This window comes from Brevibacillus nitrificans, from assembly GCF_003710965.1.
Taxonomy (GTDB): Bacteria; Bacillota; Bacilli; order Brevibacillales; family Brevibacillaceae; genus Brevibacillus; species Brevibacillus centrosporus.
Window position 1 is genome coordinate 117,370 of the sequence record NZ_RHHU01000017.1, and the last position, 24,007, is coordinate 141,376.

23 protein-coding genes are annotated in these 24,007 nt (G+C 50.4%); 19 read left to right on the forward strand and 4 right to left on the reverse strand.

Going from position 1 to position 24,007, the window contains the following annotated elements; translation table 11 throughout:
• The first annotated feature begins 35 nt into the window (after positions 1 to 35).
• The 3 genes from rbsB to EDM59_RS23820 all read left to right on the forward strand — a co-directional run bounded on the left by rbsB (position 36) and on the right by EDM59_RS23820 (position 2,800).
• Positions 36 to 992, forward strand: a complete 957-nt coding sequence (gene rbsB / locus EDM59_RS23805; RefSeq protein WP_122925894.1) for a ribose ABC transporter substrate-binding protein RbsB — start codon at positions 36 to 38, stop codon at positions 990 to 992.
• 9 nt (positions 993 to 1,001) lie between these two features.
• Positions 1,002 to 1,769 (forward strand): EutP/PduV family microcompartment system protein, encoded by a 768-nt coding sequence (locus tag EDM59_RS31485; protein WP_246011210.1) that lies wholly within the window; start codon positions 1,002 to 1,004, stop codon positions 1,767 to 1,769.
• 707 nt (positions 1,770 to 2,476) lie between these two features.
• Entirely contained in the window at positions 2,477 to 2,800 is a 324-nt protein-coding gene (locus EDM59_RS23820; protein ID WP_122925896.1) for a hypothetical protein, read from the forward strand.
• A gap of 56 nt (positions 2,801 to 2,856) precedes the next feature.
• Here EDM59_RS23820 and EDM59_RS23825 read toward each other — a convergent pair whose 3' ends face one another.
• Complete coding sequence (locus tag EDM59_RS23825; protein WP_183193024.1) at positions 2,857 to 4,527, reverse strand: YndJ family protein; 1,671 nt, start codon at positions 4,525 to 4,527, stop codon at positions 2,857 to 2,859.
• Positions 4,528 to 4,750: 223 nt separating this feature from the next.
• On the opposite strand from EDM59_RS23825, the gene EDM59_RS23830 reads away from it, so the two are divergent.
• The 4 genes from EDM59_RS23830 (at position 4,751) to EDM59_RS23845 (ending at position 7,507) form a co-directional block, all read left to right on the forward strand.
• Positions 4,751 to 5,257: a DUF6843 domain-containing protein gene (locus EDM59_RS23830; RefSeq protein ID WP_122925898.1), complete on the forward strand. Its 507-nt coding sequence runs from the start codon at positions 4,751 to 4,753 to the stop codon at positions 5,255 to 5,257.
• 38 nt (positions 5,258 to 5,295) lie between these two features.
• On the forward strand, positions 5,296 to 5,547 hold the full coding sequence (locus EDM59_RS23835) for a hypothetical protein (RefSeq protein WP_122925899.1): 252 nt from the start codon (positions 5,296 to 5,298) through the stop codon (positions 5,545 to 5,547).
• A gap of 5 nt (positions 5,548 to 5,552) precedes the next feature.
• On the forward strand, positions 5,553 to 6,620 hold the full coding sequence (locus EDM59_RS23840) for a hypothetical protein (protein WP_122925900.1): 1,068 nt from the start codon (positions 5,553 to 5,555) through the stop codon (positions 6,618 to 6,620).
• A 131-nt stretch (positions 6,621 to 6,751) separates the two neighbouring features.
• On the forward strand, positions 6,752 to 7,507 hold the full coding sequence (locus tag EDM59_RS23845; protein WP_148040855.1) for a nucleotidyltransferase domain-containing protein: 756 nt from the start codon (positions 6,752 to 6,754) through the stop codon (positions 7,505 to 7,507).
• A 60-nt stretch (positions 7,508 to 7,567) separates the two neighbouring features.
• Here the strand turns inward: EDM59_RS23845 and EDM59_RS23850 are convergent, their stop codons facing one another.
• Together EDM59_RS23850 and EDM59_RS23855 are read right to left on the reverse strand one after the other, a co-directional pair.
• The gene (locus tag EDM59_RS23850; protein WP_122925902.1) at positions 7,568 to 8,545 is read right to left on the reverse strand and encodes a DHH family phosphoesterase; all 978 of its coding nucleotides are present in this window, start codon (positions 8,543 to 8,545) and stop codon (positions 7,568 to 7,570) included.
• Positions 8,546 to 8,657: 112 nt separating this feature from the next.
• Entirely contained in the window at positions 8,658 to 9,203 is a 546-nt protein-coding gene (locus tag EDM59_RS23855) for a PadR family transcriptional regulator (RefSeq protein ID WP_122925903.1), read from the reverse strand.
• Positions 9,204 to 9,451: 248 nt separating this feature from the next.
• On the opposite strand from EDM59_RS23855, the gene EDM59_RS23860 reads away from it, so the two are divergent.
• Entirely contained in the window at positions 9,452 to 11,605 is a 2,154-nt protein-coding gene (locus EDM59_RS23860) for an ATP-dependent Clp protease ATP-binding subunit (protein ID WP_122925904.1), read from the forward strand.
• A 76-nt stretch (positions 11,606 to 11,681) separates the two neighbouring features.
• Here the strand turns inward: EDM59_RS23860 and EDM59_RS23865 are convergent, their stop codons facing one another.
• Positions 11,682 to 13,031, reverse strand: a complete 1,350-nt coding sequence (locus EDM59_RS23865; RefSeq protein WP_122925905.1) for an aminotransferase-like domain-containing protein — start codon at positions 13,029 to 13,031, stop codon at positions 11,682 to 11,684.
• A gap of 152 nt (positions 13,032 to 13,183) precedes the next feature.
• Here EDM59_RS23865 and EDM59_RS23870 point away from each other — a divergent pair, with 152 nt between their 5' ends.
• From EDM59_RS23870 to rsgA, 11 genes are all read left to right on the forward strand, one after another.
• Positions 13,184 to 14,122, forward strand: a complete 939-nt coding sequence (locus tag EDM59_RS23870; protein ID WP_122925906.1) for a DMT family transporter — start codon at positions 13,184 to 13,186, stop codon at positions 14,120 to 14,122.
• A 185-nt stretch (positions 14,123 to 14,307) separates the two neighbouring features.
• Positions 14,308 to 15,294 (forward strand): ABC transporter ATP-binding protein, encoded by a 987-nt coding sequence (locus EDM59_RS23875; RefSeq protein ID WP_122925907.1) that lies wholly within the window; start codon positions 14,308 to 14,310, stop codon positions 15,292 to 15,294.
• The gene (locus EDM59_RS23880; RefSeq protein ID WP_122925908.1) at positions 15,288 to 16,142 is read left to right on the forward strand and encodes an ABC transporter permease; all 855 of its coding nucleotides are present in this window, start codon (positions 15,288 to 15,290) and stop codon (positions 16,140 to 16,142) included. Before EDM59_RS23875 ends, EDM59_RS23880 begins: the two co-directional genes overlap by 7 nt.
• Complete coding sequence (locus EDM59_RS23885) at positions 16,139 to 16,930, forward strand: ABC transporter permease (protein ID WP_122925909.1); 792 nt, start codon at positions 16,139 to 16,141, stop codon at positions 16,928 to 16,930. Before EDM59_RS23880 ends, EDM59_RS23885 begins: the two co-directional genes overlap by 4 nt.
• 21 nt (positions 16,931 to 16,951) lie before the next feature.
• Complete coding sequence (locus tag EDM59_RS23890) at positions 16,952 to 18,013, forward strand: ABC transporter substrate-binding protein (protein ID WP_092274626.1); 1,062 nt, start codon at positions 16,952 to 16,954, stop codon at positions 18,011 to 18,013.
• 457 nt (positions 18,014 to 18,470) lie between these two features.
• A complete protein-coding gene (locus EDM59_RS23900; RefSeq protein WP_246011212.1) occupies positions 18,471 to 19,763 on the forward strand; it encodes a copper resistance CopC/CopD family protein in 1,293 nt (430 codons plus the stop codon).
• Positions 19,764 to 19,775: 12 nt separating this feature from the next.
• The gene (locus tag EDM59_RS23905; RefSeq protein ID WP_122925910.1) at positions 19,776 to 20,402 is read left to right on the forward strand and encodes a YcnI family copper-binding membrane protein; all 627 of its coding nucleotides are present in this window, start codon (positions 19,776 to 19,778) and stop codon (positions 20,400 to 20,402) included.
• Positions 20,403 to 20,663: 261 nt separating this feature from the next.
• The gene (locus tag EDM59_RS23910) at positions 20,664 to 21,905 is read left to right on the forward strand and encodes an MFS transporter (protein WP_122925911.1); all 1,242 of its coding nucleotides are present in this window, start codon (positions 20,664 to 20,666) and stop codon (positions 21,903 to 21,905) included.
• 139 nt (positions 21,906 to 22,044) lie between these two features.
• Complete coding sequence (locus EDM59_RS23915; protein WP_122925912.1) at positions 22,045 to 22,266, forward strand: WYL domain-containing protein; 222 nt, start codon at positions 22,045 to 22,047, stop codon at positions 22,264 to 22,266.
• Positions 22,267 to 22,387: 121 nt separating this feature from the next.
• Entirely contained in the window at positions 22,388 to 22,636 is a 249-nt protein-coding gene (locus tag EDM59_RS23920; protein ID WP_122925913.1) for a hypothetical protein, read from the forward strand.
• Positions 22,637 to 22,879: 243 nt separating this feature from the next.
• Positions 22,880 to 23,962: a ribosome small subunit-dependent GTPase A gene (rsgA, locus tag EDM59_RS23925; RefSeq protein ID WP_246011214.1), complete on the forward strand. Its 1,083-nt coding sequence runs from the start codon at positions 22,880 to 22,882 to the stop codon at positions 23,960 to 23,962.
• Positions 23,963 to 24,007 lie beyond the last annotated feature (45 nt).

Here is a 24,007-nt window from a genome sequence, read left to right on the forward strand (position 1 = left end):
AAAAAAGCTTGGACTTTAAGGAGGATGGATTCGTTATGAAGAAATTTTTGAAGATGGCAATGGCTTCTACGCTGGTACTGGGGGCACTGGCAGGCTGCTCCACGTCTTCCAACCTGGAAAACAAGCCAGCTGAGCAATCCGCAGGCAATACAAATGCAGGTGGCGAAGCAGGCGGCAAGGTAACGATTGGTCTGGCCGTTTCCACTCTGAACAACCCGTTCTTCGTTTCCTTGAAAGAGGGAGCTGAGAAAGCGGCGAAGGATGCAGGAGCAGAGCTCTTGGTAGTAGACGCGCAAGACGATACCGCCAAGCAAATCAGCGGCGTAGAAGATTTGATTCAGAAAAAAGTAAGTGTCATCATGATCAACCCGACTGACTCTGCAGCGATCGTCACAGCTGTAGAAGCAGCCAACAAAGCAAACATTCCTGTGATCACGGTTGACCGTGCAGCTGAAGGCGGACAAGTGGTGTCTCATATCGCTTCTGACAACGTAAAAGGCGGCAAAATGGCTGGCGATTTCATCCTGGAAAAACTGGGTGGCAAAGGCAACATCGTTGAGCTGCAAGGGATCGCAGGTACTTCCGCAGCGCGTGACCGCGGAAAAGGCTTCCACGATGCAGTAGACGGCAAAGAAGGCGTGAAAGTAGTAGCGTCCCAGCCAGCTGACTTCGACCGTGCAAAAGGTCTCTCCGTCATGGAAAACATCCTGCAAGCAAACAAAGACGTACAAGCAGTATTTGCACACAACGACGAAATGGCACTGGGCGCTCTGCAAGCCGTAGAAGCAGCAGGGAAAAACATCGTTGTCGTAGGCTTCGACGCTACGGACGACGCAGTAAAATCCGTAAACGACGGCAAAATGGGTGCAACGGTTGCTCAAAAACCGGCAGCGATCGGTGAAACCGCTGTGCAAACCGCTTTGAAAGTAGCAAAAGGTGAGAAAGTGGAAAGCAACATCCCGGTTGACCTGGAGCTGGTTACCAAAAAGTAAGGAAATCGTTTGGTTTTACGCAAGTGCAAGCTCCATCAGATAAAAGACTTCCCCGGCAGGCCAAGTGAATTGGTTACGCCGGGGAAGTTTTTTTATGCAGGAAGAATTTGTAAAAATCTTAGCCAGTATAGTGCAGCTAAGTCTCCGCCGGAAAGCTTGGCGGAGCCAAGTTTTCTAATGTTCCTGCCGGTCGTGAGGCAAGCAGCGTTAGGAAAAGGAATTCGTATACGTGAGAAGAAGATAAAAGCGTATAGAATAAACTCCGATGCAAGGAGTCAAGATCAGATGAAAAAGGTCTTTCTTATTGGCAGTGTAGCGAGCGGTAAGACAACATTGGCAAAGCGTTTATCGGAGAAAATGAATATTCCCTGGTTTGAGCTCGATTCTATCGTTCATCACCAGACCCCAAAGGGACGAATTAGACGCACACCGGCTGAACAGTTGGAAGTGATCATGGAAATCGATAAAAAGGGAGCTTGGATCATGGAAGGGACAGATAGGGACTCCTATCAGTACCTGTACACAATGGCCGATACGATTATCTTTCTTGATACCCCATTGACTGTCCGCAAAATAAGGATTCTACTACGCTTTTTGAAGCAAGTACTTGGCGTGGAAAAGTGTGCTTACAAGCCCGACTTGATGATGCTAAAGATGATGGATAAATGGACACGCGACTTTGAGCAAAATAGAGGAAATCTTGAAGCGAAGCTAATGCAATACAAGAAAAAAGTAACGAGGCTAAAAGATGGCAGCAAGCTTAACGACCTTTTGTAATCAAGCACAGGTATCTGCTGAAAGGCATTTATCGGCACCTGCAAAGGAAATTAGATTGTTTTCCAGAATCAGTAAATGGTGAGGTGATTTACTGAGTATGAGCTATCTAAATTCTATGTCGGACAAGTAAGGAAGCTTGTGGGGCGCAAGGAATGGTTTCTGGGGCGAGCATTTCACCGAGGTGTTTGAAGATTATCAAAATTATAAGAGAACCCTCATTTTGCGGAATACATCCTGGTCCATTTTCCTTACTTTGCGAGAGAATCGACGGAATCCGTAAACGAGTTAATGGAGTCGGGTTTGCAAGAATTGAGCCGAATCCAAAATACCTATGAGATCCCCATTATTTGTGAACCCAAATTAGGGATTGGGCGTTCCACAAAAGGAATCGAATACCTGGATGCGTTTCCGGTTGAAATAGGGGAGAAGTACTCCTTGAAGCTTTGCATAGTTCATTTGCATAACGTGGCGTATGAAGATGATCAATACATTTGGATTCCCGTCCATCCGAGCCATGAGAATAATGGAGTGCAATATAAAATTGCGCATGTCATGAGGTTCCTAGCCCAATGCGAAGGAGTGCAGTTTATCTTTGAGCATACTCCACATAGCAATCCTAGCAGACCATTCGTTCAGCAAGGGTACACTTGGGTGCGAAGTCTGATTATGTCTAAATAGGCGAACGCGAAAGAAGAAAGGAGACCTTCATGTCAATCGAGCTCGATGAATTGCAGAGATGGAAACGGCAATTAGAAGCAGAAAAAGCGGAATTGGACCGGATAACCCAAAAGGACAGGGAAGAAATTGAACGGTTAAAGATCCGCTGCAGCCTGTTAGAAAATGCGGTTTGGTCCTGGAGGGTAACAGACCCTGACGCAGCGGATTCCTTTGCGAATACAGCGAGCGAACTAAGAGGGGCTATTCACCGAAAAGAAGCAGAATTACAAATGAAGAACAGAGAAGTGAAAGCAAGATTACATGAGATGGATCGATTGGTAACGACAATCAATGAAAGAATTTCACAATTGTAAACAAGAACACAGACATGGAAGGCAGCCACACCACCAGGCTGCCTTCAAGCTTGCTCTTAGGATCTTTTAAAAATACGGTAATCCAACGTCAGAAACTTGACCCCGAACAACCACATGTCATGCCTCGCTTCTATTTCTCCTTTTGGTGATTCCGGATCTTTCCATACCGTAATGGTTTCATTGATAGGAAGGCGAATGGCCTTCTGATTGATCACGAGGTAAACACCTTGATCCCCAGGCACCCCTTCAGATGGCCAAGAAGTCAACACGAGTGTATCCGCTGCATCCTGCAGCTGCAGAATACTTGTCATCTGGGAATAAGGGAGCGGGAAGGCGATGTTCATATAGCGTGTATCTTCTGACACGTGGGTGGAATACAAAGCCGCATAAATCGCTGTTCTGGATGGGATGTAGGTTCGTACCCAGGCACGGACTTGTTTCCTGCCGTCCCTCTCGTCTTGGATAGGCAAAATAACGCTTTTGACCTGCAATTCGCTTGTTTCTGCCTCAAGGGGAAAGTTCATTTGCTCCAGCCATTGGCTCATGAGTTTATAGACCCTGGCTGGCCATTTAAACCCGCTGCTCCAGTTAGGGGACAAATGCAGCTCGTATTCATCTGTGTGTTCATAGAAACGGATGATTTCTTCGTCGATCCGGTCGGGATTAAAGCGTTCGCTGCGGTAAGTCTGCATGTCGTCGACTAGCCCAGTCGGCTTGTGCTTCGGTGCGGGGTCGAGAACAGCCAGATTTGTAAATACATCCGCACCGATTTTCCCCTTTCCTTGAATAAGGCTAAACGGAATCCGCGACGTTTCTCGATCCATCAAGGTAGCGTGCCATGCCAGCACCCCGATAAAGGAAAAGAGGACCGCGTTCCCCCAACCGTGGAAGAAAATCATGGTGGAAATCGAGAGGGTTGGCTGCCCCGTCCATTCCCCAAACCCGTAAGTGACCGCCAGTGCCATCGTCATCCAAATGACACTGCTAGCGAGAAGATGTAATCCCTTCGTCCAACCGGTGGCTTTTGGAATGATCGAAAAAAAGACAAGGACGCTGTACAACAGGAGTGACAAGGTGAAAACGACAACTGACAGCCACTCAAGAAGGGGAGAGTACGTAATCCCCAGTGCGATGAGGATGGGGGCAATCCCGCCAAGCACAACCATGATGCGCGAGAGGGAGCTTTTCCATTGGCTGTCATGTAAGAAACCAAATAAAATGGGTGCGACAAAGCCCGCATAGTGAAAATGGTTGACTGTAAGCAACATGATGTGTCCCTGAAATCCTAACAAGGGAAGCCCGAACTGATGAGCCACCACCCAGATCCCGCCGATACTGATGTACAAAAAGCCGATCCCTTTCGATATCTCAGCCAAATTTGCGGAGCGCTTACTAAAAAGGAGGACGCCTGTAACAGCGATCCACACGGTTGCGAAACCCCAAGGAATGGAGAGGAAACCGGCAACGATACCCGGCGAAAGAAGGAAGGACACGGCTAACGCCATCGCACCGATTGGAATTTGGCTGACGAGGAGGTTCAACAGGAAGAGGGGCTTCTGCTTCGCTGACTCAATGACTCGGTACAAGGTTAACGGCACGACTACGAAAACAGCAAATAGGATGATGCGCTCCGTCTGATCGTAGTAGGGAATGAACCAAAACAGCAGCCATACCAACAAACCGATCGGGACATAGGAATGGATGATTTGGATTCTTCGATTTAGCAAAATAGGCGACCTCCGCGCTTCAACAGGATCTTTTTATCAACAATTTTATAGTACCAAGCGAGCTAGGGATACCATAAATATACAAGCTGGAAGGAAGGGACGAGTGAGGCTGTTACGGATAGCAAAGATTTTTTGTAAAGAAAATTAGAAACATTTTCCATTTGCGAACGTCTATACATGAAAAGGGTACTCATTCATTTATGCAAAACGTAGGTGGTAGACCATGACGATAAAAACGATTGTACGCATTGCGATTGTATGGGCAATTCTAACGGTGACAGGCTGTTCGGCTTCGAATGAGAAAACGAATGACCTATATCTCCTCCCCGAAGGCTACGAAGGAATCGCGTATGCTTTCTACAACGTAAAAAATGCACCGCCCCTCACAAAGGAAGGCGACTATGATGTGTATCTCATGAATGAAAAAGGCTACTTTGTTACATCAACGCCCGACATGGAGTACGGGAGGATCACAGACAAGTATTATTACATCGATAAGCAGGGACAAAGAAAGCCCATTCAGGATGGCTGTGTAAGGGCGCTGGGGACAGGTGGCTTTTCAACCTCCATCGGTGAACCCGAAAGTATCGAGATCCGCTACACAGGCATTGAGGTGACCCAAACAAACTGCGGTAAGGCTTTCAAAGAAGGCGAGAATAGCACGCTCGCTGAAGACGTAGATGCTGTTATTGACGAAATCTTGAAAGAGTACGAGAAAGCTTCAAACTGAGGCTCTTTGTTCTTGATACCCAGCAAGGGGGACCTAGCATGAGAAAGTACGTGCTGCTGCTAAGCTCGAGCCTCATGATTATTTGTGCCATCGTACAGCTCATCTCGGCGTATGTGCCAAAGACAGGTCCGGTTGGAAAAGGTCTGAATGGGAAGCTGGTATGGTTCCAATTTGCGTGTACCTTTATAGGAGGAGCGAGCTATCTGCTGCTGGCAATCTATTGGATTGTGAAGGAAAAAAGAGCAAAGAAAGCGGCGAGGTCAGAAGGGGCATGGAACGGGAGGGAGTGAGGACGATGTTGAAGCGGCTGGTTCTGATTGGTTTCTTCCTGATGATCAGTCTTTTCGCCCTAGTGTCTTGTACGAATAAGCCTTCTCTAGAATTGGTGGAGGTGTCGGCGCAGATCGTCACAGACAAATCCATCAGCGGGCAGACAGGCATCATGGATGGAGAGAAAGTCATCAAATATGTGACTCCAACCGTAATCTCCTATACATTCACCGTGAAAAATAACGGCATTCAAAAGGTCGGCGATGACGAGAAGCCAGTCCGTTTCAAGCTCGAGCCTAGCGAGCAGCTGCGTATGACGCTGCTGGAAACAAGTGGAACTGATGCATTTGAGAAGATGAATGGCGGTTATACGGCTGCGGCTGAGATACTCCCAAATCAAACGGCCGAGTACAACGCTTTTTATGAATTAGGCACGACAGAGGACTTGGGAGCTTATCAGCAAATACCGCTATTGTCCTCGAAGGAACAGCTGGAACAATTGAAAAAAAGGCGATTCGACGCTACGCTGATCCTCACTGCAGGCGACGAGGAAATCGCGCGGTTTGATTTGCACACTGCTGCGTTTGGATGGACGCCGGAAATCCAGCAGAAAATGGAGAAGGAGCTGGGAACAAAAATGGTGGTTCCGCTCTGGGAAGGCTATCAAGTCAAATATGCAGCCATCCAGCATCCCCCTGTCGTGAATAACCAGCAGGTGGGAGATCGGCGAGTAGCCACGATCGTCTACACGGATCAAAGAGGCCCACTCATCGATTTGAACCCGGAGCAGAAAAGACAGCTGGAAAGCAAGCAGCGCCGGACCGTGTTTTATGGAGAATTTGAAGGAAAGCCGTTGATCAGGATGGAGATCAGCAACGAGAGAGGCTCGTTGATGGAAGCGGACGTGCAGAAGATCGACGGAGTAGAGGTGGAGTTCCAGATAAAAGAGGTTGACTCCGGAAAATACGGGATCTACTCCTTCAACCTCGAGCGCAGCTCCTACTTCATCATGTTTCACATCGACGAATCGTTTACGCAGGAAGACGTCGAAAAGTTTATCCGGCGCATTATTACTGCCTCACACGAAAAATGAGCCTGACGAAGGCTCATTTTTTTGTTCAAGAAGAGGGATGTGCAGAGCCAAGAAAGTGTGAGAATCTTAAAGGGCTGGTAGCTGCTTTGTAGCGAAGGAACAAAATACTCGATGAAAAGGATGAGGTTCCCATGATGTTTCCTTCGCAGTACCGTGCTGACCTACGCTCGGAACTGATACGAAAAGCCCAAAGCGACCCTCGTATTCGTGGCGCAGCCGTTACGGGTTCGGCATCAGTTGGCAAAGAGGATCCATGGTCCGATATTGATCTCTTCTTCGGATTGGAAGAAGCATCGCTGCAGGAGGCTTTGGCTGATTGGACGGAAATGATGTATGCCAGCCATGATGTCGTACATCATATCGATGTCATGTCGGGAGCAACGATTTACAGAGTGTTCCTGCTTCGCAATACGCTGCAGGTAGATCTTGCCTTCGCACCTCTTTCGGAATTTGGAGCACGAGGGTCCACGTTTCAACTGCTATTTGGTGAACCAGTTCAGGAAGCTCGTCCTTCCTCCACACAGCCCGTTGCGTATTGGATTGGGGTAGGCTTTATTTATGCCCTGCATGTGAGAGCTTGTGTCCGGCGAGAACAGTGGTGGAGAGCGGAATTTTTTGTGAGAGGGATTCGAGATACCATACTGACTTTGGCTTGCATGAAATACAGCCTCCCACTATCTGAAGCGCGGGGGATCGATAGTCTGCCAAAGGAGGTAACCACACCGCTGGAAAAATCCCTTGTTCGCGAGTTAAACGCCAATGAAGTCTTGCGCGCATTTCAGGTAGTCATGAATGCTTTTCTTATGGAGCTTCAAACGATCGAGGGGGTCAGCAGCCGGATTGCGGAAACCTTAACGGAAGTAGTCGAATCTACGATGCAGACGTAAACGTAAGGGGCTTTGACCGGACTTCCCTTCCACGACAAGGAGCTCCGGTCTATGGCTTTTTCATCTCTGGGAAGTATGCACCTGCAAAGCCGGGTACACAAAAGCTTTCATGGTGACGCCCGTAAAGGAGCATCCAGAAGCTTTTGGGTGACCTCCCCCTCCGTAATGCTGTGCGATGACAGCCAGATCCACGTCGTCTTTGATCGTTCGAAAGCTGATACGACCTTTGCCTGGATCCAGCATAGCGACGAAATCGATCTGCTCATCGTTTTTGCACAGGAAGTTCCCTGTCGTGGAGTGATATTGCTCCAGGAAGACGACGCCTACCTGAAAGGTCCGCGTCTTTGCCAAATCGATTTCTACCTCCACATGCTTCATTTGCTTCAGCTTTTTTTGTTCGAACTCATCCATTCTTTTTTCCTCGGTGTAAATGAGCACAGACTCTACTTCATTGAATACGAATTGGTCCTGATCGGGGCCATCCTCGCGTAAACGGCTGATCACATCTTGAACAAAGACATTTCTCTCGACCATGTAAAACAAAAGGTTCAGCTGATTGGCACGTATATTTCCTGACGCATCCCAATCCCACGTATCAAACGAGCGTACCAGCTCGACATAGTCGCTAAGAACGCCAGACGGAGCCAGAAGGCCTTGGTTGACCAGATAGGCATAGTAGAGACTGGTTGCCGAGGTCTTTTTCCCCGAGTCCTCGATGATTACGTTTGCCCAATCATAGCTGGCAGCCAAGGGCAATGCAGTCGGGTGATGATCGATTAATCGAAGGGAATGCCCTTGCTTGACTTTTTTCTGTATGAGCGCGGCTACCTCTTCGTTGACGCTGACATCCGTAATGACGACATCCATTTCGCGGGATAGCTCTTCTTCCAGAAATCTTTGGACTTCCTGATTGACGGTGTAAGGTGTCACTCCGCGCAGGTCCATCTCTCGGGAAGGAAAGGCGAGGCGGCTGAGGAGGAAACAAGACTCCCCATCCAAGTCCTTATCGCTGAAGTGAACCAGTTTTGGCTGATTCAACAGGGCACCCCCTTACTCGGTTAGGTTCATGAACATATTTAACTAGGATGTCCACAACGAGAAAAAAACCAACAGTCCACATGGGAATGTTGGCTTCTTGTAGTCTGCTCGATTAGTCTTTTCGTTTCTCCAGCAATTCGAGAACCCACTCACACCATTTCACATCTTCCTTCATGCGGCGGACACCCCACGAGAGCAATATGTAATCACTGAAAGAAGGATGGTTCGGATCGTCTGGATGTCCATCTGATTGCTGTTCCATCTCGTTCATGACATGCTCATACATTTGCATATGTTCCTTGCATTGTTCGATCCGACTCGTGAACAAGGCTCGTGCAGATTTGGCATCAGTAAGCTGCAAGCAATACGCTTTCAATACCATTTCATCGCGGGTAACCGGTTCGGCAGGAGGTTCAGCCAGCCATAATTTTAAAGCGATTTCTCCCTTTTCGGTTATGGAATACACTTTTTTATCTGGCCGATCTGTCTGGTGGACGCGGGTAAATTGCATGTACCCTTCTTGTTCTAGCTTTGCGAGAAGCGGGTAAATCTGACTGTGCTTGGCTTGCCAGTATGGCTGAAGCTGGAGCATTAGATCATAGCCGGAGCTAGGTGTTCGAGCAACTAGTCCAAGAAGTCCGTATGCGAGTGTATTCAAATGATAATGCCCCCTGACTTAACTCATCTCATCTCATGACTATTATAGGAAGGGATAGGAAGCGAATCAATACATGTAAAAAGTTCCTATTCATTTCTTCTTGAAAGTCAAAGAAGGTCAAATTATAATAAAGACATCGAAGGTCAATAAAGGTCAAACATTCAATGGCGATTGACCGTCGCATCCTGCAATCAAGCGGGAGAAAGCTATTGTCACTACAACTATTCGCTGTATAGGGGGTAAGATTTATGCAGTGTGAAGTATGCCAACAACGAAATGCAAATGTGTTTGTGAATATACAGGTTCAAGGGAAGCAGCAAAAGTATCATTTGTGCAACGAATGTCATGCGAAAATGTCAAACAAGATTGGGCTCGGCATGAATTTTGGTCCTTTTTCTTCCTTCTCCGGGCTGGATGATTTCCTGCAAAACTTTGCGAAAGCATCGTCTATGAATCCGGGAGCAGGAAATGCCTCTTCTGCAAACGCGGCAGCAAGCGACCGCGGACGTGGAGGAATCCTCGACAAGATGGGGCGCAATCTGAATGATGCCGCTCGTGCTGGTCTCATTGATCCGGTGATCGGGCGGGATAGCGAGATTGAGCGTGTCATCGAGATATTGAACCGTCGCGGCAAGAACAACCCGGTCTTGATCGGGGAGCCCGGTGTCGGTAAGACTGCTATTGCAGAGGGCCTGGCCCTGCGAATCGTTGAGGGAAATGTCCCAACCAAGCTGCGCGGGAAAATCGTCTATACGTTAGATGTAGCGTCTCTCGTAGCGGGCACGGGTATTCGTGGCCAGTTTGAAGAAAAAATGAAACAGATCATTGCAGAGCTGACACAGCGTGAAAATGTCATTCTGTTTATCGATGAGCTGCATCTCTTGGTCGGAGCCGGCTCCGCAGAAGGCTCGATGGATGCAGGGAATATCCTGAAGCCGGCTCTGGCACGTGGCGAGCTGCAAGTCATCGGGGCAACCACGCTCAAAGAATATCGCGTCATCGAAAAGGATGCAGCTCTGGAGCGCCGTTTCCAGCCGGTTATGGTCAAAGAGCCTACAACGGAAGAAGCATTGGAGATTTTGAAGGGACTGCGTGCGAAATACGAGTCTTATCACCTGGTGTCGTATCCGGACGATGTACTGCGGGCGTGTGTGGAATACTCGCACCGCTATATCCAGGATCGTTTTCTCCCCGACAAAGCCATCGATTTGCTGGATGAAGCAGGCTCGAAGCTGAATCTGCGCTCCTCTGCGAATGATACAGAGGAAATGAGAGCACGCTTGAAAGCCATCGGCGTCGAAAAACAGGATGCCACGAAAGCGGAAGATTACGAGCGTGCGGCAAAGCTGCGCGATGAAGAAGCGAAAATTCTCGCTGCACTCGATACGAAAGACAGTACCGAGCACCATGCAGTCGTTTCCATCGAGGATATCCAGGAAATCATTGAGCAAAAAACAGGGATTCCTGTGAAGAAGCTGCAGAGCGATGAGCAGACGAAAATGAAGCATCTGGTGGAGAATCTGGAACGCAAAGTCATTGGTCAAAACGAAGCCGTGACACAGGTAGGCAAAGCGATTCGCCGCAGCCGTGCCGGACTGAAACCAAAACACAGACCGATTGCGTCCTTCCTGTTTGTCGGACCGACAGGCGTAGGGAAGACCGAGCTGACCAAAGCATTGGCAGAAGAGCTGTTCGGTACGCGCGATTCGATGATCCGCTTGGACATGAGCGAGTACATGGAGAAGCATTCGGTGTCCAAACTGATCGGTTCTCCTCCTGGCTACGTCGGTCACGAAGAGGCGGGACAGCTGACAGAGCGCGTACGCCGCAATCCGTACAGCATCATCTTGCTGGATGAGATCGAAAAGGCGCATCCTGACGTTCAGAACATGTTCCTGCAAATTCTGGAGGATGGTCGTTTGACGGATAGCCAGGGCCGCACCGTCACTTTCAAAGACACAGTGATTATTGCGACGAGCAATGCGGGGGTAAGCGAGCGGAAAATTTCCGTGGGCTTTGGTGCTAAAACGCCTGAGCCTGTGTCCGTACTGGACTCGCTGGGCGCTTACTTCCGGCCGGAGTTCCTCAACCGCTTTGACGGTATTATCGCCTTCAACCATCTGCAAAAAGAAGATCTGGTGAAGATCGTGGATGTCTTGCTGCAGGATGTCATGGAGAATCTGAGCGACCAAGGAATGGAAATGACGATCTCCGCGGAAGCCAAAGCCATGCTGGCGGACAAAGGCTATCACCCGACATTCGGGGCAAGACCGCTGCGCAGGGTCATCCAGCAGTACGTCGAGGACGGCATTGCGGATCTGGTGATGGAGGAAGAGCAAATTTCCCGGATCAGCGTCGATGTCGTGGATGGTGAAATCAAAGTGACGAAGGGAACCGAATAATAGCAAGCGGCTGATGCATGACCGAGGATTCGCGATGAAGCGAATCCTCTTTTTTTCGTACACAGAGAAAACGGATTTACCGCTGAGCTTTGCTCAGCACTTCGACCAGCTGCTCGACTGCCTGCTCGATCCGCTCTTCCTTTACCGTAGAGGCGTTTAACTTGAGGATGTTGTCGCGGGGAAAGTCTGACAAGTAATGCCTGTCTATGGATTCGATCAGAATGAACTGCTTTTTCAGGACAGGAACGAGGCGAGGGACGGATAACCGCTCATTCAGGACGAGATGCGTATGAATGCCGGGATGCTTCATCATAGGAAAGCGAAACAGGCCATCCGTCCTTGCCTGCTCGCGAATCAGCGAATCTGTCAAAAGCCTTGCCCTGCGGTCGTAGGAAGTGCGTATTTTTTGTTTGTGCCTATCGAACATCCCGCTCTTTACATAAATCTCTAGGGCCGCCTGAGACAACATGGAGCTGTCGATGTCGAGAAGCTTTTTAAAGCGGTTGAAGATGTCCGTGAGGGACTCGGGAATAACGGCGACTCCCAAGCGCAGCCCGGGAAAAATGATTTTGGAAAAGCTTTTCAGATAAATGACATGCCCAGAGCGATCGTAGGAGAAAAGCGGATCGGCTTTGCTGTCCTGCTCGAGATCGGCGAGGTGATCGTCCTCCACAAGATATACATCGTATTTGCGCGCAAGCTCTACGATCGCTTGTTTGTCTTGCCGAGAGTAGGTGGTACCCAAAGGACTGTGAAAGCGCGGCATCGTATAAAAAAACTTGATGCTCTCCCTGTGGAAGAGCTGCTCCAATTCATCGAGATCCAGCCCCGCGCCAGTGCGTTTGATGCCCATGACCGGAAGCTTGTGCGTCTCCAAATATTCGATCAGCAGATGGTAGCCGGGCTGCTCGATCAAGATGTTCGTTTTGCCGTTGGGAAAAGGAATCGTCGCCAAGAGCGCCAAGGCTTGCTGTACGCCAGACGTGACGACAATATGAGGGGGCTGCGCAAAGACTTGGTGATTCGCCAAAAGCTTTTGCAGCACGGGGATGAGCGTGGGAAGACCTTGGGCCGTTCCGTAAACAAACAAATCGTTTTTGTACGTCTCGATGGCCTTGTTGATGCAATGCTGAAAGTCCAGATATGGAAAGACATCCGGATCGGGAGCAGAAGTGGCAAAGTCGGTAAAGGGCGACAAGGGAGAGTGGGACGCATGATGCTTTTTGACGACGTAATAGCCGCTTTTATCGACCGAGTAAATGAGATGCCGCTTCTCCAGCTCCGCCAACGTCCGGATGATCGTGCTCATGCTGCATTGATACTGGCGCGACAGCTCCCGAATGGAGGGAAGCTTGTCGCCATCCCGATACGTATCTCCTTCGATCAGGCGCTCCAGTTCATTTTGCAAAGACATGTATTTATGCATGAAAATTCTCTCTCCTCAGCCTGTGATGAAAATTCTGTACCGGAACAGATCGCCTTTTTATGGATTGTAGCACGTGAGCAGTCCCTTTACTATGAAGCTTAGACGGCCGTCTGGAAATTCTGCGTGATCAAGCGAAAGAGGAGAGAAGCGAGATGACCTCAACCAAGCAGGCCATTCTGTCTGCCATACTGAATTCCATCATTGTCGGGTTGTCATTCATTTTTGTAAAAATGGCATTAACGGTAACCAATCCGATTGATACACTGGCTCATCGTTTTACTTTTGCATTTGCCGCAGCTGGCATTCCTGTGCTTTTCGGCTGGGTGCGGCTGACCATCAAACCGAAGCAGATCGGTGCCTTATTGCCTTTGGCTGTTCTGTATCCGACACTGTTCTTCACCCTGCAAGCCTTCGGGCTGGTGTATACGACGTCATCGGAAGCGGGGATTATCCAGGCAACTGTCCCGATCTTCACCTTGCTGATGGCGAGCTTTCTCTTAAAGGAATCGTCGACCTGGCTGCAAAAGGCGTCTACCCTTTTGTCCGTGTCTGGGGTCATCTACATGTTTGCGATGAAAGGCGGGGGAGTAGGGGCTGAAAGCAGTCTGGGAACGGTCTTGATCCTGTTATCTGCCTTGTCTCAGGCGGGATACAGCGTGCTGGCTAGAAAAATGACTAGAAGCTTTCATTATATAGACATCACCTTCCTGGTGTCGCTGATCGGGTTTCTGTTCTTTAATGGATGGGCGGTTTCTCGGCATCTGGCTGCGGGAGAGCTGAGCTCGTTTTGGGCGCCTCTCGGAAATCCGTTGTTCCTCGCCTCCATTCTGTTTCTGGGAATTCTCTCGTCACTTGTGACCTCCCTGTTAAACAACTTTGCCCTGTCGAAGCTGGAAGCCTCCAAGCTGAGCGTATTCAACAACCTGTCTACCTTGGTTACGGTCGTGGCAGGTGTCCTATTCTTGCAGGAGCAGCTAGCTTTCTATCATCTACTGGGCGGCTTGCTCATTATCGCGGGGGTGATCGGCACGAACTACTTCGGTATGAAGGCCAAGAGGTCTGCGCCAAAACCGACATCTGCGTCCATATAAGGAGAAATGCATAAATAAGCCGGGCCCATAGTCATGCAGGGGCTCGGCCTTTTTGTGCCTCATCTCCTACCGGGGAACGAGGGAAAATTGAGAAAGGAGGGTTTGAAACTGTTTACAAAACGCATCATATTCGATATAGTAACCTAGATTGCTATGAGTATGATGACATATGGTGGAATGAACGAATGAAAACGATTATACATCTGGATACAATTGAAAAAAGATTTGCAGAAGCAGTAGTAGTTCCCCCTTTATCGCTCACGATCGAAGAAGGGGAGTTTTTGACTTTACTGGGTCCGAGCGGCTGCGGCAAAACAACCTTGCTGCGGATGATTGCAGGCTTCGAGGAGCCTACCTCGGGAGACATTTTTCTGGATGGAAAGCCTTTGGGGCATGTACCGCCTTATCAGCGTGACATGAACATGGTCTTCCAACAGTACGCCTTGTTCCCGCATATGAATGTGGAGCAGAACATCCTCTTCGGACTGAAAATGAAAAAGGTCAATGCAGCAGAACAGAAGCGCCGCCTGGAAGAAGTCCTGCAGTACGTACAGCTGACGGAGCTGCGAAAACGGACGCCGAAGCAACTGTCTGGCGGTCAGCAGCAGCGGGTGGCGATCGCCCGAGCGATCATTAACAACCCTCGTGTACTGCTGTTGGACGAGCCTTTGGGTGCACTGGACTATCAGCTGCGTAAAAGCTTGCAGCTGGAGCTGAAAAACCTGCAGAAGAACCTCGGTATCACGTTTATTTACGTGACGCATGACCAGGAGGAAGCGATGGCGATGTCCGATCGGATCGCTGTCATGAACAAAGGGCGTATCGAGCAGATTGCCTCTCCTGCAGAGATCTACAATACCCCGCAGACGCTGTTTGTAGCGACCTTCATTGGCGAGAACAACATTTTCCGCCAGGCAAGTACGTGTACAGCTGTGCGACCGGAAAAGATCAAGCTGTACCGGACAGATGAGCAGCCAGGCAAGCATCGCTGCAAAGGAAAAATTACGGACGCGGTGTTCCTCGGGAATTTGCGCAAAGTGTTTATCCGTCTCGATGGTCAAGACCAGGTCGTCATGGCCCATCAGTATGCGGGTGACGGTCTCGACTGGCAGGTGGACGATCTCGTGGCGATCGGCTGGTCACAGGCAGACGAGGTGAATTTGCCTTGTTAAACAAAAAACCGACTAAACTTCTCGCGCTTCCGGCACTGTTGTGGTTGGGTGCGCTCTTCGTCTTGCCGATGCTGCTGATCGTCGTGCTTTCTTTTCTGAAAAGAGGAACATACGGGCAAGTTGTCTATGAGTTCACGGCAAACAACTACATCCGTATTGTGGATCCCTTGTACGGGCAGATTTTTTGGGACACATTTGTCGTGGCTATTCTGACAACAGTGCTGTCGATCTTGTTCGGGTATCCGCTCTCCTATTACATTTCCCGATTGGAGCGTTCCAAACAGCAGATTTGGCTTTTGCTGGTGATGATCCCGTTCTGGATCAACTTTCTGGTTCGCTCCTATGCATGGGTCATTATCCTGCGCTCGCAAGGCGTAGTGAACACGATCCTGCAATCCTTGGGGATCATTACTGAGCCACTGCCCTTGCTGTACAACTCGGGCTCCGTGATGCTCGGGATGGTGTACACGCTCGTTCCCTTCATGGTCTTGCCCATTTATGTGTCTCTCGAGCAAATGGATCGCCGCAAGCTGGAAGCGGCATACGATCTGGGGGCGACGCCATGGAAAGCCTTTTGGCACGTGACACTGCCCATGACCAAGTCAGGTGTGGTGACAGGCTCCATCCTCGTCTTTGTTTCCTCTATCGGGATGTTCGTGGTTCCGGATGTCATGGGGGGCGCAAAGTCTGCTTTGATGGGGAACGTCATTCAGAACCAGTTTCTGTCTGCGCGTGACTGGCCGTTTGGTTCAGCCCTGTCCATTGTTTTGATGCTGTTGTCGATGCTCTTGATCCTTCTGTTCTTCAAAGCGACGAAAGCTAGCGAGAAGAAGGAGGGTACAGCATGAAAACGTGGCGCAGAAACGTATTATCGGGCTATTCCTGGCTGATGCTGGTCTTTTTGTATCTGCCGATTGCGATCTTGATGCTCTACTCGTTCAATGATTCACGGATCAATGCCGTGTGGAGCGGTTTTACATGGAAGTGGTACCTCTCTTTGTTTGATAACAGGCAGGTTATGGCGGCGCTCGCAAACAGCATGACCATCGGGATCATCAGCAGCGTGCTGGCTACGGTTCTCGGTACGGCTGCTGCCCTGGCGATCAAGCACTACTCGCTGCGCTGGCGGACGTTTGTCAACGGCCTGATTTACTTGCCGATCGTCATCCCCGAAATCATGATGGGTCTAGCGCTGCTGGTGCTGTTCAGCCAGGTTCATATGGAGCTGGGGAAAGCGACACTGATCATGGCGCATGTCACGTTCAGCATGCCGTACGTGATGGTCATTATCAACGCGCGACTGGCTGACATGGGCAAGGAGCTGGAGGAAGCTGCGCAAGACCTGGGCGCGACTCCTTGGGGAACGCTCCGGCATGTGACCCTTCCCTTGATTATGCCGGGAATCGTGGCAGGCTTTTTGATGTCCTTTACCTTGTCGCTGGACGACTTCATCATTTCCTTTTTCGTGGCGGGTCCAAACTCTACGACGCTGCCATTGTATATCTACGGCTTGGTGAAACGGGGCGTGTCGCCAGAAGTAAACGCCCTGTCCACGATGCTGATTGTATGCACCGTGCTCTTGGTCATTATCGCCGAGCTGTTCCGACGTAAAGATTCGAAGACTATCACATATTGATTTGGAGGCCTGGAGGAGAAAATGAAACGTTTTAAGTCCCTCATGATCGGCGCTTTGTCCGCCGCACTCGCATTGACTGTTGTTGGTTGTTCGTCATCGTCATCGGAGAAGCAAGAAGAGCAAGTGCTCAACATTTACAGCTGGGCCGATAACTTTGATCCAGACGTCATCAAGGATTTTGAACAGAAGTACAACGTCAAGGTCAACTATGACGTATACGGCAGCAACGAAGAAATGCTGGCGAAGATTCAAGCGGGCGCTTCGGGCTATGACCTGATCCAGCCTTCCGACTACATGGTCGCTACGATGATTCAGCTCGGCCTGCTGGAGGACCTGAACAAGGAAGCCATCCCGAATATGAAAAACATCGTGTCTACCTTCCAGACACCTCCGTTTGATCCGGACAACAAGCATTCCGTCGTGTACACATGGGGTATTACAGGGATTGCCTACAACAAAAAATTCGTCAAGGAAGCCCCTACGAGCTGGGCTGACCTGTGGAACGAAAAATACAAAGACCGCGTGATTCTCTTGAACGACCCTCGTGAAGTCATGGGGATGTCTTTGATCAAAAACGGCTTCTCCAACAGCACCAAGGATAAAGGGGAGCTGGAAAAAGCATTCGCGGATCTCAAAACGCTGGTGCCTGGCGTAGTGGCATTTGATACCGACAACATCAAGCAAAAAATGATCGCGGAAGAAGCATGGATCGGTACCGTTTGGTCCGGTGACGCGGCATTCATCCACGCGCAAAATCCGGATGTGGAATACGTGATTCCAAAAGAAGGCGCGACGATTTGGGCAGATACCCTGGCCATTCCAAAAGGCGCGAAGCACAAGGAACTGGCAGAAAAATTCATCGACTACTTGATGGATCCACAAGTCAGTGTGAAAAACTACGAGTCGATCGGCTACAGCAACCCGAACGAGCAAGCGTACTCCCTGCATAGCGAGGAATACCGCTCCAACAAAATGATCTTCCTCGACAAGGCGGACATCGCTCGTGCGGAGTGGCTCGTCGATGTAGGAGATGCGTTGCAAGAATACGATCGCTACTGGACAGAAATGAAGAGCGGCCGATAAATACTAGAGCGGAGACTGGACGAGATGCCAGTCTCTTTTTTTGTGCCATCTGCCAAACGCAGGCGCCCCGCGTGAATCGCGATCGCCATCGCTTGGCAGGGTTTTCCCATATTTTACTAGACAGTGAAAAACGGACAGGTGAGATAGTAGAATAGGCGGGGATGACGCTGGCAGATGGCGCTGTCCTCATGCGCTCTCTTCGACGCTGATCCGTAAAAGCTTTGGATGGGTATCCGATCGTTATGGGGTTTCCTGGCAGCGGAATCTGCGAAAAGCATAAGAAAAAATGACTGGCATTCTGCGCTGTGGGTCGGCTAGCCTGTAGCGCTTTTTTGGTTTTTTTACACCTGCTTCAACAATTCGTCACAGCAGATAGCCCGTTTGAGCCATATGGTCGTGGTATCAAGTTTGGTACGATAAATCCTGTGAAAAGGCTATGCAACAAAAGTGGATGGTGATGAGCGTGAAACGATACGTAGCCTTACTCTGGATGGCTCTGTTCCTCGTGCTGAGCGTGACACCGACAGCGGTCCAGGCGCATGCCGGATTAATGGGGAGCCAGCCAAAAGACAATGAAGTTCTGCAAGCCAACCCGGGCCAGATCTCCATGCGCTTTACAGAAGTCCTGGAGCCAGATCTGGTAGCTATAAATTTGTACAACTGGAAGGGAGAAGAGGTCCAGCTCGAGGCGCCGACACTACAGCCGGGAGACGCTTCTCAAGTGAATGCGAAATTGCCCGATCTACCGGAAGGGACGTACACGGCGATTGTTTCGGTCGTCTCCGAGGATGGTCATCCGGTGGAAGAAAGACTGACGTTTTCGATCGGACAAAAAAGTGCTTCCGTGGTAGATCCAACTGCCCAAAAATCTGACAGCTCTTATTTGATTGTGTATCGGTATCTGACTCAAGGCATTCTTCTTTTGGGCGGCGGATTGTACCTGTTGGCATGGAGAGGAGAGCGCTACGGCCTCCCTTCGTTTGGCAAACTGCTGGGTATCATGAGACAGATCGGCTGGGGGCTGGCGATCATTGGACTGGTCTTCCTCTGGTTCCTCTACGATGAATCACTCGCCGCTGTGTCGCTGACAGATGCGCTGTGGCAAGGAAGCTGGTCCGTCCTGATGCAATCTTCCTTTGCGATGATGCTGCTGGTCTCGCTTGGACTTTTGATTTTGCTTGCGATCCCGGGCATGGTGAGCGGCTGGTATGTCATCCTGTGGCTGGCGCTGTTGTGCACGCAAGCATTTGGAGGCCACGCCTGGGGCATATCACCGGTATGGCTGTCTCTCTTGCTCAGAGTTCTGCATGTACTGACAGTCTCCTTATGGATGGGGGCACTCTTCTACCTGCTTCTGACTTACAGACAGGCAGAGCGGGGAAACGAGGGATTCAAAGCCTTCTTTTTGCGGACAGTAGCCGTTGCATCGCTTTTGGCCGTACTGACTGGCATTGCGATGCTTGGCATCCAGACGAATGTGATCGCTATTTTCCAGAGCTCGCTTACGTGGAGCTACCTGTTTTACGGAAAGGTGGCAGCTGTATGTGTCATGCTGGTGATCGCCTTTTGGCAAACAAAGCATTGGCGTCAAAAGAATGTTTTGCGCCCGCTGCTGTTGCGTTGGGAAGTGGCATTAGGGATCGTGGCCATCCTGGCAGGAATGTGGATGAGCCAGACGCAGTATCCGACTACCGCTGATTCAAGCACAATCGATTCGGCTACAACTGTAATACATCAGCACCAACATTAGGAGGGGTTTTCGATGAAAGCAACAAAATGGATGAGCAGTGTATGGATGGCAGGTGCGATTTTGACGTTCGCGACAGCTGCGCAGGCACACGTCAACGTCTATCCGAAAGAAACGACTACCGGTGCCTATGAAAAATACACCGTGCGAGTACCCGTTGAAAAAGACGTGAATACCACAAAGGTCAAGCTGGAATTCCCGGCGAACGTGAAGGTAAGCACCGTTCAGCCTATCCCCGGCTGGAGCTATGCATTTGAAAAAGATAAGGACGGCCGCAACACAGCGTTGGTCTGGACTGCGACAGAGGGTGGGATCAAGGCGCATGAGTTTACAGAGTTTGCTTTCGTGGGAGCCAACCCGAAAGAAGCGGGTACTCTGTCCTGGAAGGCTTACCAGACCTATGCGGATGGCGAAGTAGTGGAATGGACCGGAGCGCCGGATTCGAAGACACCGGCATCGGTGACGACGATCAAAGAGGGGGCAGGTGAAGCAGGCCACGAGCCAGGCCAAGCTGCCGCGACCGCGCCTGCTGCGGAGCAAGGAGCTGCGGCTGCGACAGGAAGCAGCAATACGCTTCCAATCGTGCTGTCGGGATTGGCTCTGCTGCTGTCGATTGTCAGCCTGTTCCGCAAAAAAGCATAAGCATCAAAAGAGGCCGTGCGGATCATCGATCTGTACGGTTTTTTTGGTGGACAAAAGCCTGATCTCGTCAAAAAAGGAAAATTCCTTATAATAGAGCTAACTACTCTCGGAGGTGTATGAATCATGTTAGCATCTAAAACAGCTGCAACTCACCCAAAAAAGAAAGAAAAATTTGGCGGTAGAGCGACACGTACGCTTTTGCAGCAGTAGGTAGAAAACGGAACGTGTCGATCTGCCTAAAAAAGGGCGGATCTTGTTCCTATGAAGATGAATGCGACAAAATTGTATATGCTCATGCGTTTTACCACAGCTCTTGCCAACTCGACGATGTTTACCACGTACGCTATTTTCTATGTGGCGACGCTGGGATTATCCCCTTTGGAGCTCCTGGTTGTAGGGACCGTTTTGGAGCTTACCGTGGTACTTTTCGAAGGAGTAACGGGAGTGGTGGCGGATACATATAGCCGGCGCCTGTCCATGATCATTGGGATGTTTGTGCTGGGCAGCGGCTTCGTCCTGCAGGGAGTGATGGGCTCGCTTGCGGGGGCGCCTCCCCTTCTTCCGATGTTCGGCTGGGTGCTTCTTGCCCAAGTCCTTTTTGGCGTAGGTCATACCTTTATCAGCGGTGCAGATACAGCGTGGATTGCAGATGAGGACGGAGAGGAGCAATTAGGGAGCCTGTTCATGCGTGCAAAGCGCGTCTCGCTTGTGGCAACGATGGCAGGGATTGGCTTGAGCGTCTATCTGTCGATGCAGGGAACGCAGCTTCCTTACTTCGTAGGCGGTTTGATGTATATGGTCCTCGGGCTGCTTTTGATTCTCTTTATGAAAGAAACGGGTTTTATGCCCCGCGTGCGGGAGGCAGGCTCCACCGCGTGGCAGGAAATGAAAACAACGTGGCTTACGGGCGTACAGGTGGTGCGTACGCAGCCGATCCTGCTGTTGATCTTGATCGTAACGCTTTTTAGCGGTGCTTCCTCAGAAGGCTATGATCGGCTGCGGGAAGCTCATTTGATTCGGGAAATCGGCTTTCCTGCTGCCATTCCCCTTTCGATGGCTGTCTGGTTCGGAGTGATGGCGGTCGCCACTGCTTTTCTGGGCTTGATTGCGGTCAAGCTCACGGAAAAATGGCTGGATATCAACAATGAGCGGATCGTCCTGACGGGTATGTTCCTACTCACGTTCTTGCGGCTGCTTGCGATTTTGTCCTTTGCGCTGTCTCCGAGCTTCTGGTGGGCGCTCGCCGCTTTGCTTTTGATCGGCGTGATCGAGGCCATCAGCAGCCCCTTGTACGATACGTGGCTGAATATGAATATCCCCAGCAACGTCCGAGCGACTGTCCTCTCCATGCTCAGTCAGTCAAATGCGCTGGGACAGACCGCGGGAGGACCGGCAGTGGGCTGGGTCGGTAGTCGAATATCTGTGCGGGCGTCGTTGATCGTGGCAGCGGTTCTGTTGTCCCCGATCCTCTACGTGTACGGAAAAGCCGTGCGTAAATCATAAAAGCAACAGAAAAAGACAGATGCTCTTTTGGGCATTTGTCTTTTTTTACTGTCTGTTCGCATATAATGGGAACAAAACTTGCGAACAAACGTTCTGGATGATAAGATGTTCATACAGAAGAAATGGCGGTGACAACCTGATGATTCGTGAACTGAACAAATATTGGCGAAGACAGCAAATCATCGAGATGATCTACCTTGATAAGAACGGGGAAACCAGCAGGAGAGTCGTACGAATTTTAGAGCTGGATGCGATGGGCCAGCGCATGAAGGCATACTGCTATGCGCGCAAAGCGTATCGCGTGTTTGCCGTAGCGAATATATTGGCGGTAGCACCAGCAGAGGGCCGGACCGCGGGCTAGCGAGTGCTGCTCCACCATTCTCCTCCTGAAATGACAGTCCATTCCATTCTATGCTGGGAAACGTGGTATACTGAAGGGACAACGGACGTTCAAAGATTGGACGCAGAAGGGAGTGGAGACGATGGAAATTTTCATTATCGTCGTGTTCATGTTTATCATATTGATGATGGTAGTGAGCTCTTCTTTAAAGAAGGGTGGACGTGGGCGTTCCCACTCGTCAACTGACAGCGGTACACCGTATTACGTCGATAGTGACCCGCGCCGAGATGATTCCGATAGTGGCTGGGGGCATGGCCATAGTCACGGGCACAGTCACAGCGATGGGGGATCTGACAGCGGGGGCGGCGATGGCGGTGGCGGAGGCGACTGAGCCTGTTGCAACCGTAGTATTTCGTGGTACAATAGCTGGGAAATCATCAACAAACTGGATCATTCGGTTTGATAAGGAGAGATGTTTTATGGCAAACACAAAATTGGTAGAGATTGTAGCAATCGGGGTCACAGGAATCCTCCTTTCAAACGAACTCCAATAACGGTTTTGATTTGAGGATTCGACTGTGACTGGTATGGCCAAAAGCCAATGTATGAAACCATTCGCAGGGGGAATCCATTCGTGAATCAACAAGTACAACAAACCTTACAAACTTTGGGCTGGAATGAGGCTTTTGCCAATCATTTTGCCCCTTATGCCGAACAAGGCTACAGTGTGGGACGCATCACACTGGAACATAAACGGATCTACCGCCTGCTTGGCGAGCATGGCGAGCTCTTGGGCGAGGTAACAGGAAAGCTGCGATATGAAGCGACAGGCCGCGAGGATTATCCGGCTGTCGGGGACTGGGTCGTCATCAGTCCACGTGCAGAAGAGAAAAAAGCGACGATCCACGCCGTTTTACCACGGAAGAGCAAGTTTTCACGAAAGGCCGCTGGGGACAACGTGGAAGAACAGATCGTGGCGGCAAACGTGGATACGGTCTTTTTGGTCAACGCTCTGAACAACGATTTTAACATTCGCAGGATGGAGCGCTATCTGATTCTCGCTTGGGAAAGCGGAGCTTCACCTGTCATCGTACTGAGCAAAGCCGATCTGTGCGACGATCTGGACGCACGAATGCGTGAAGTGGAATCCATCGCGATCGGTGTACCCGTACACGTCGTCAGTGCCGAGCAAGGCGAAGGCTTGGAGGAGCTGGCCCCTTATCTTTCGGAAGGCAAAACCATCGCACTGATGGGCTCTTCCGGAGTAGGCAAATCCACTCTGATCAACAAGCTGAGCGGCACCGACATGCAAAAAGTGAGCGAGGTGCGGGAAGGGGACGACCGCGGCCGTCATACGACGACGCACCGGGAGCTGTTCCTGTTGCCGAGCGGGGGATTGATGATCGATACGCCGGGCATGCGCGAGCTGCAGCTCTGGGAAGCAGATGAAGGCTTCCGAGGTGCGTTCGATGACATCGAGACACTCGGACAGTCCTGCCGCTTTGGGGATTGCCAGCATATGCGCGAGCCAGGCTGCGCGGTGCGGGAAGCGATCGAGGATGGTTCCCTGGAAAAAGCGCGCTTTGACAGCTATCTCAAGCTGCAAAGGGAGCTGGCCCATCTGGCACGCAAGGAAGACGCGAGATTGCAGGCAGCTGAAAAGGATAAATGGAAAAAAATCAATGTGCAGATGCGGCAGCGCAAGCCGAAGCGATAAAGAGAGAGCCCTCGAAAATCGGGGGCTCTTTCCATGTTTTCCAAC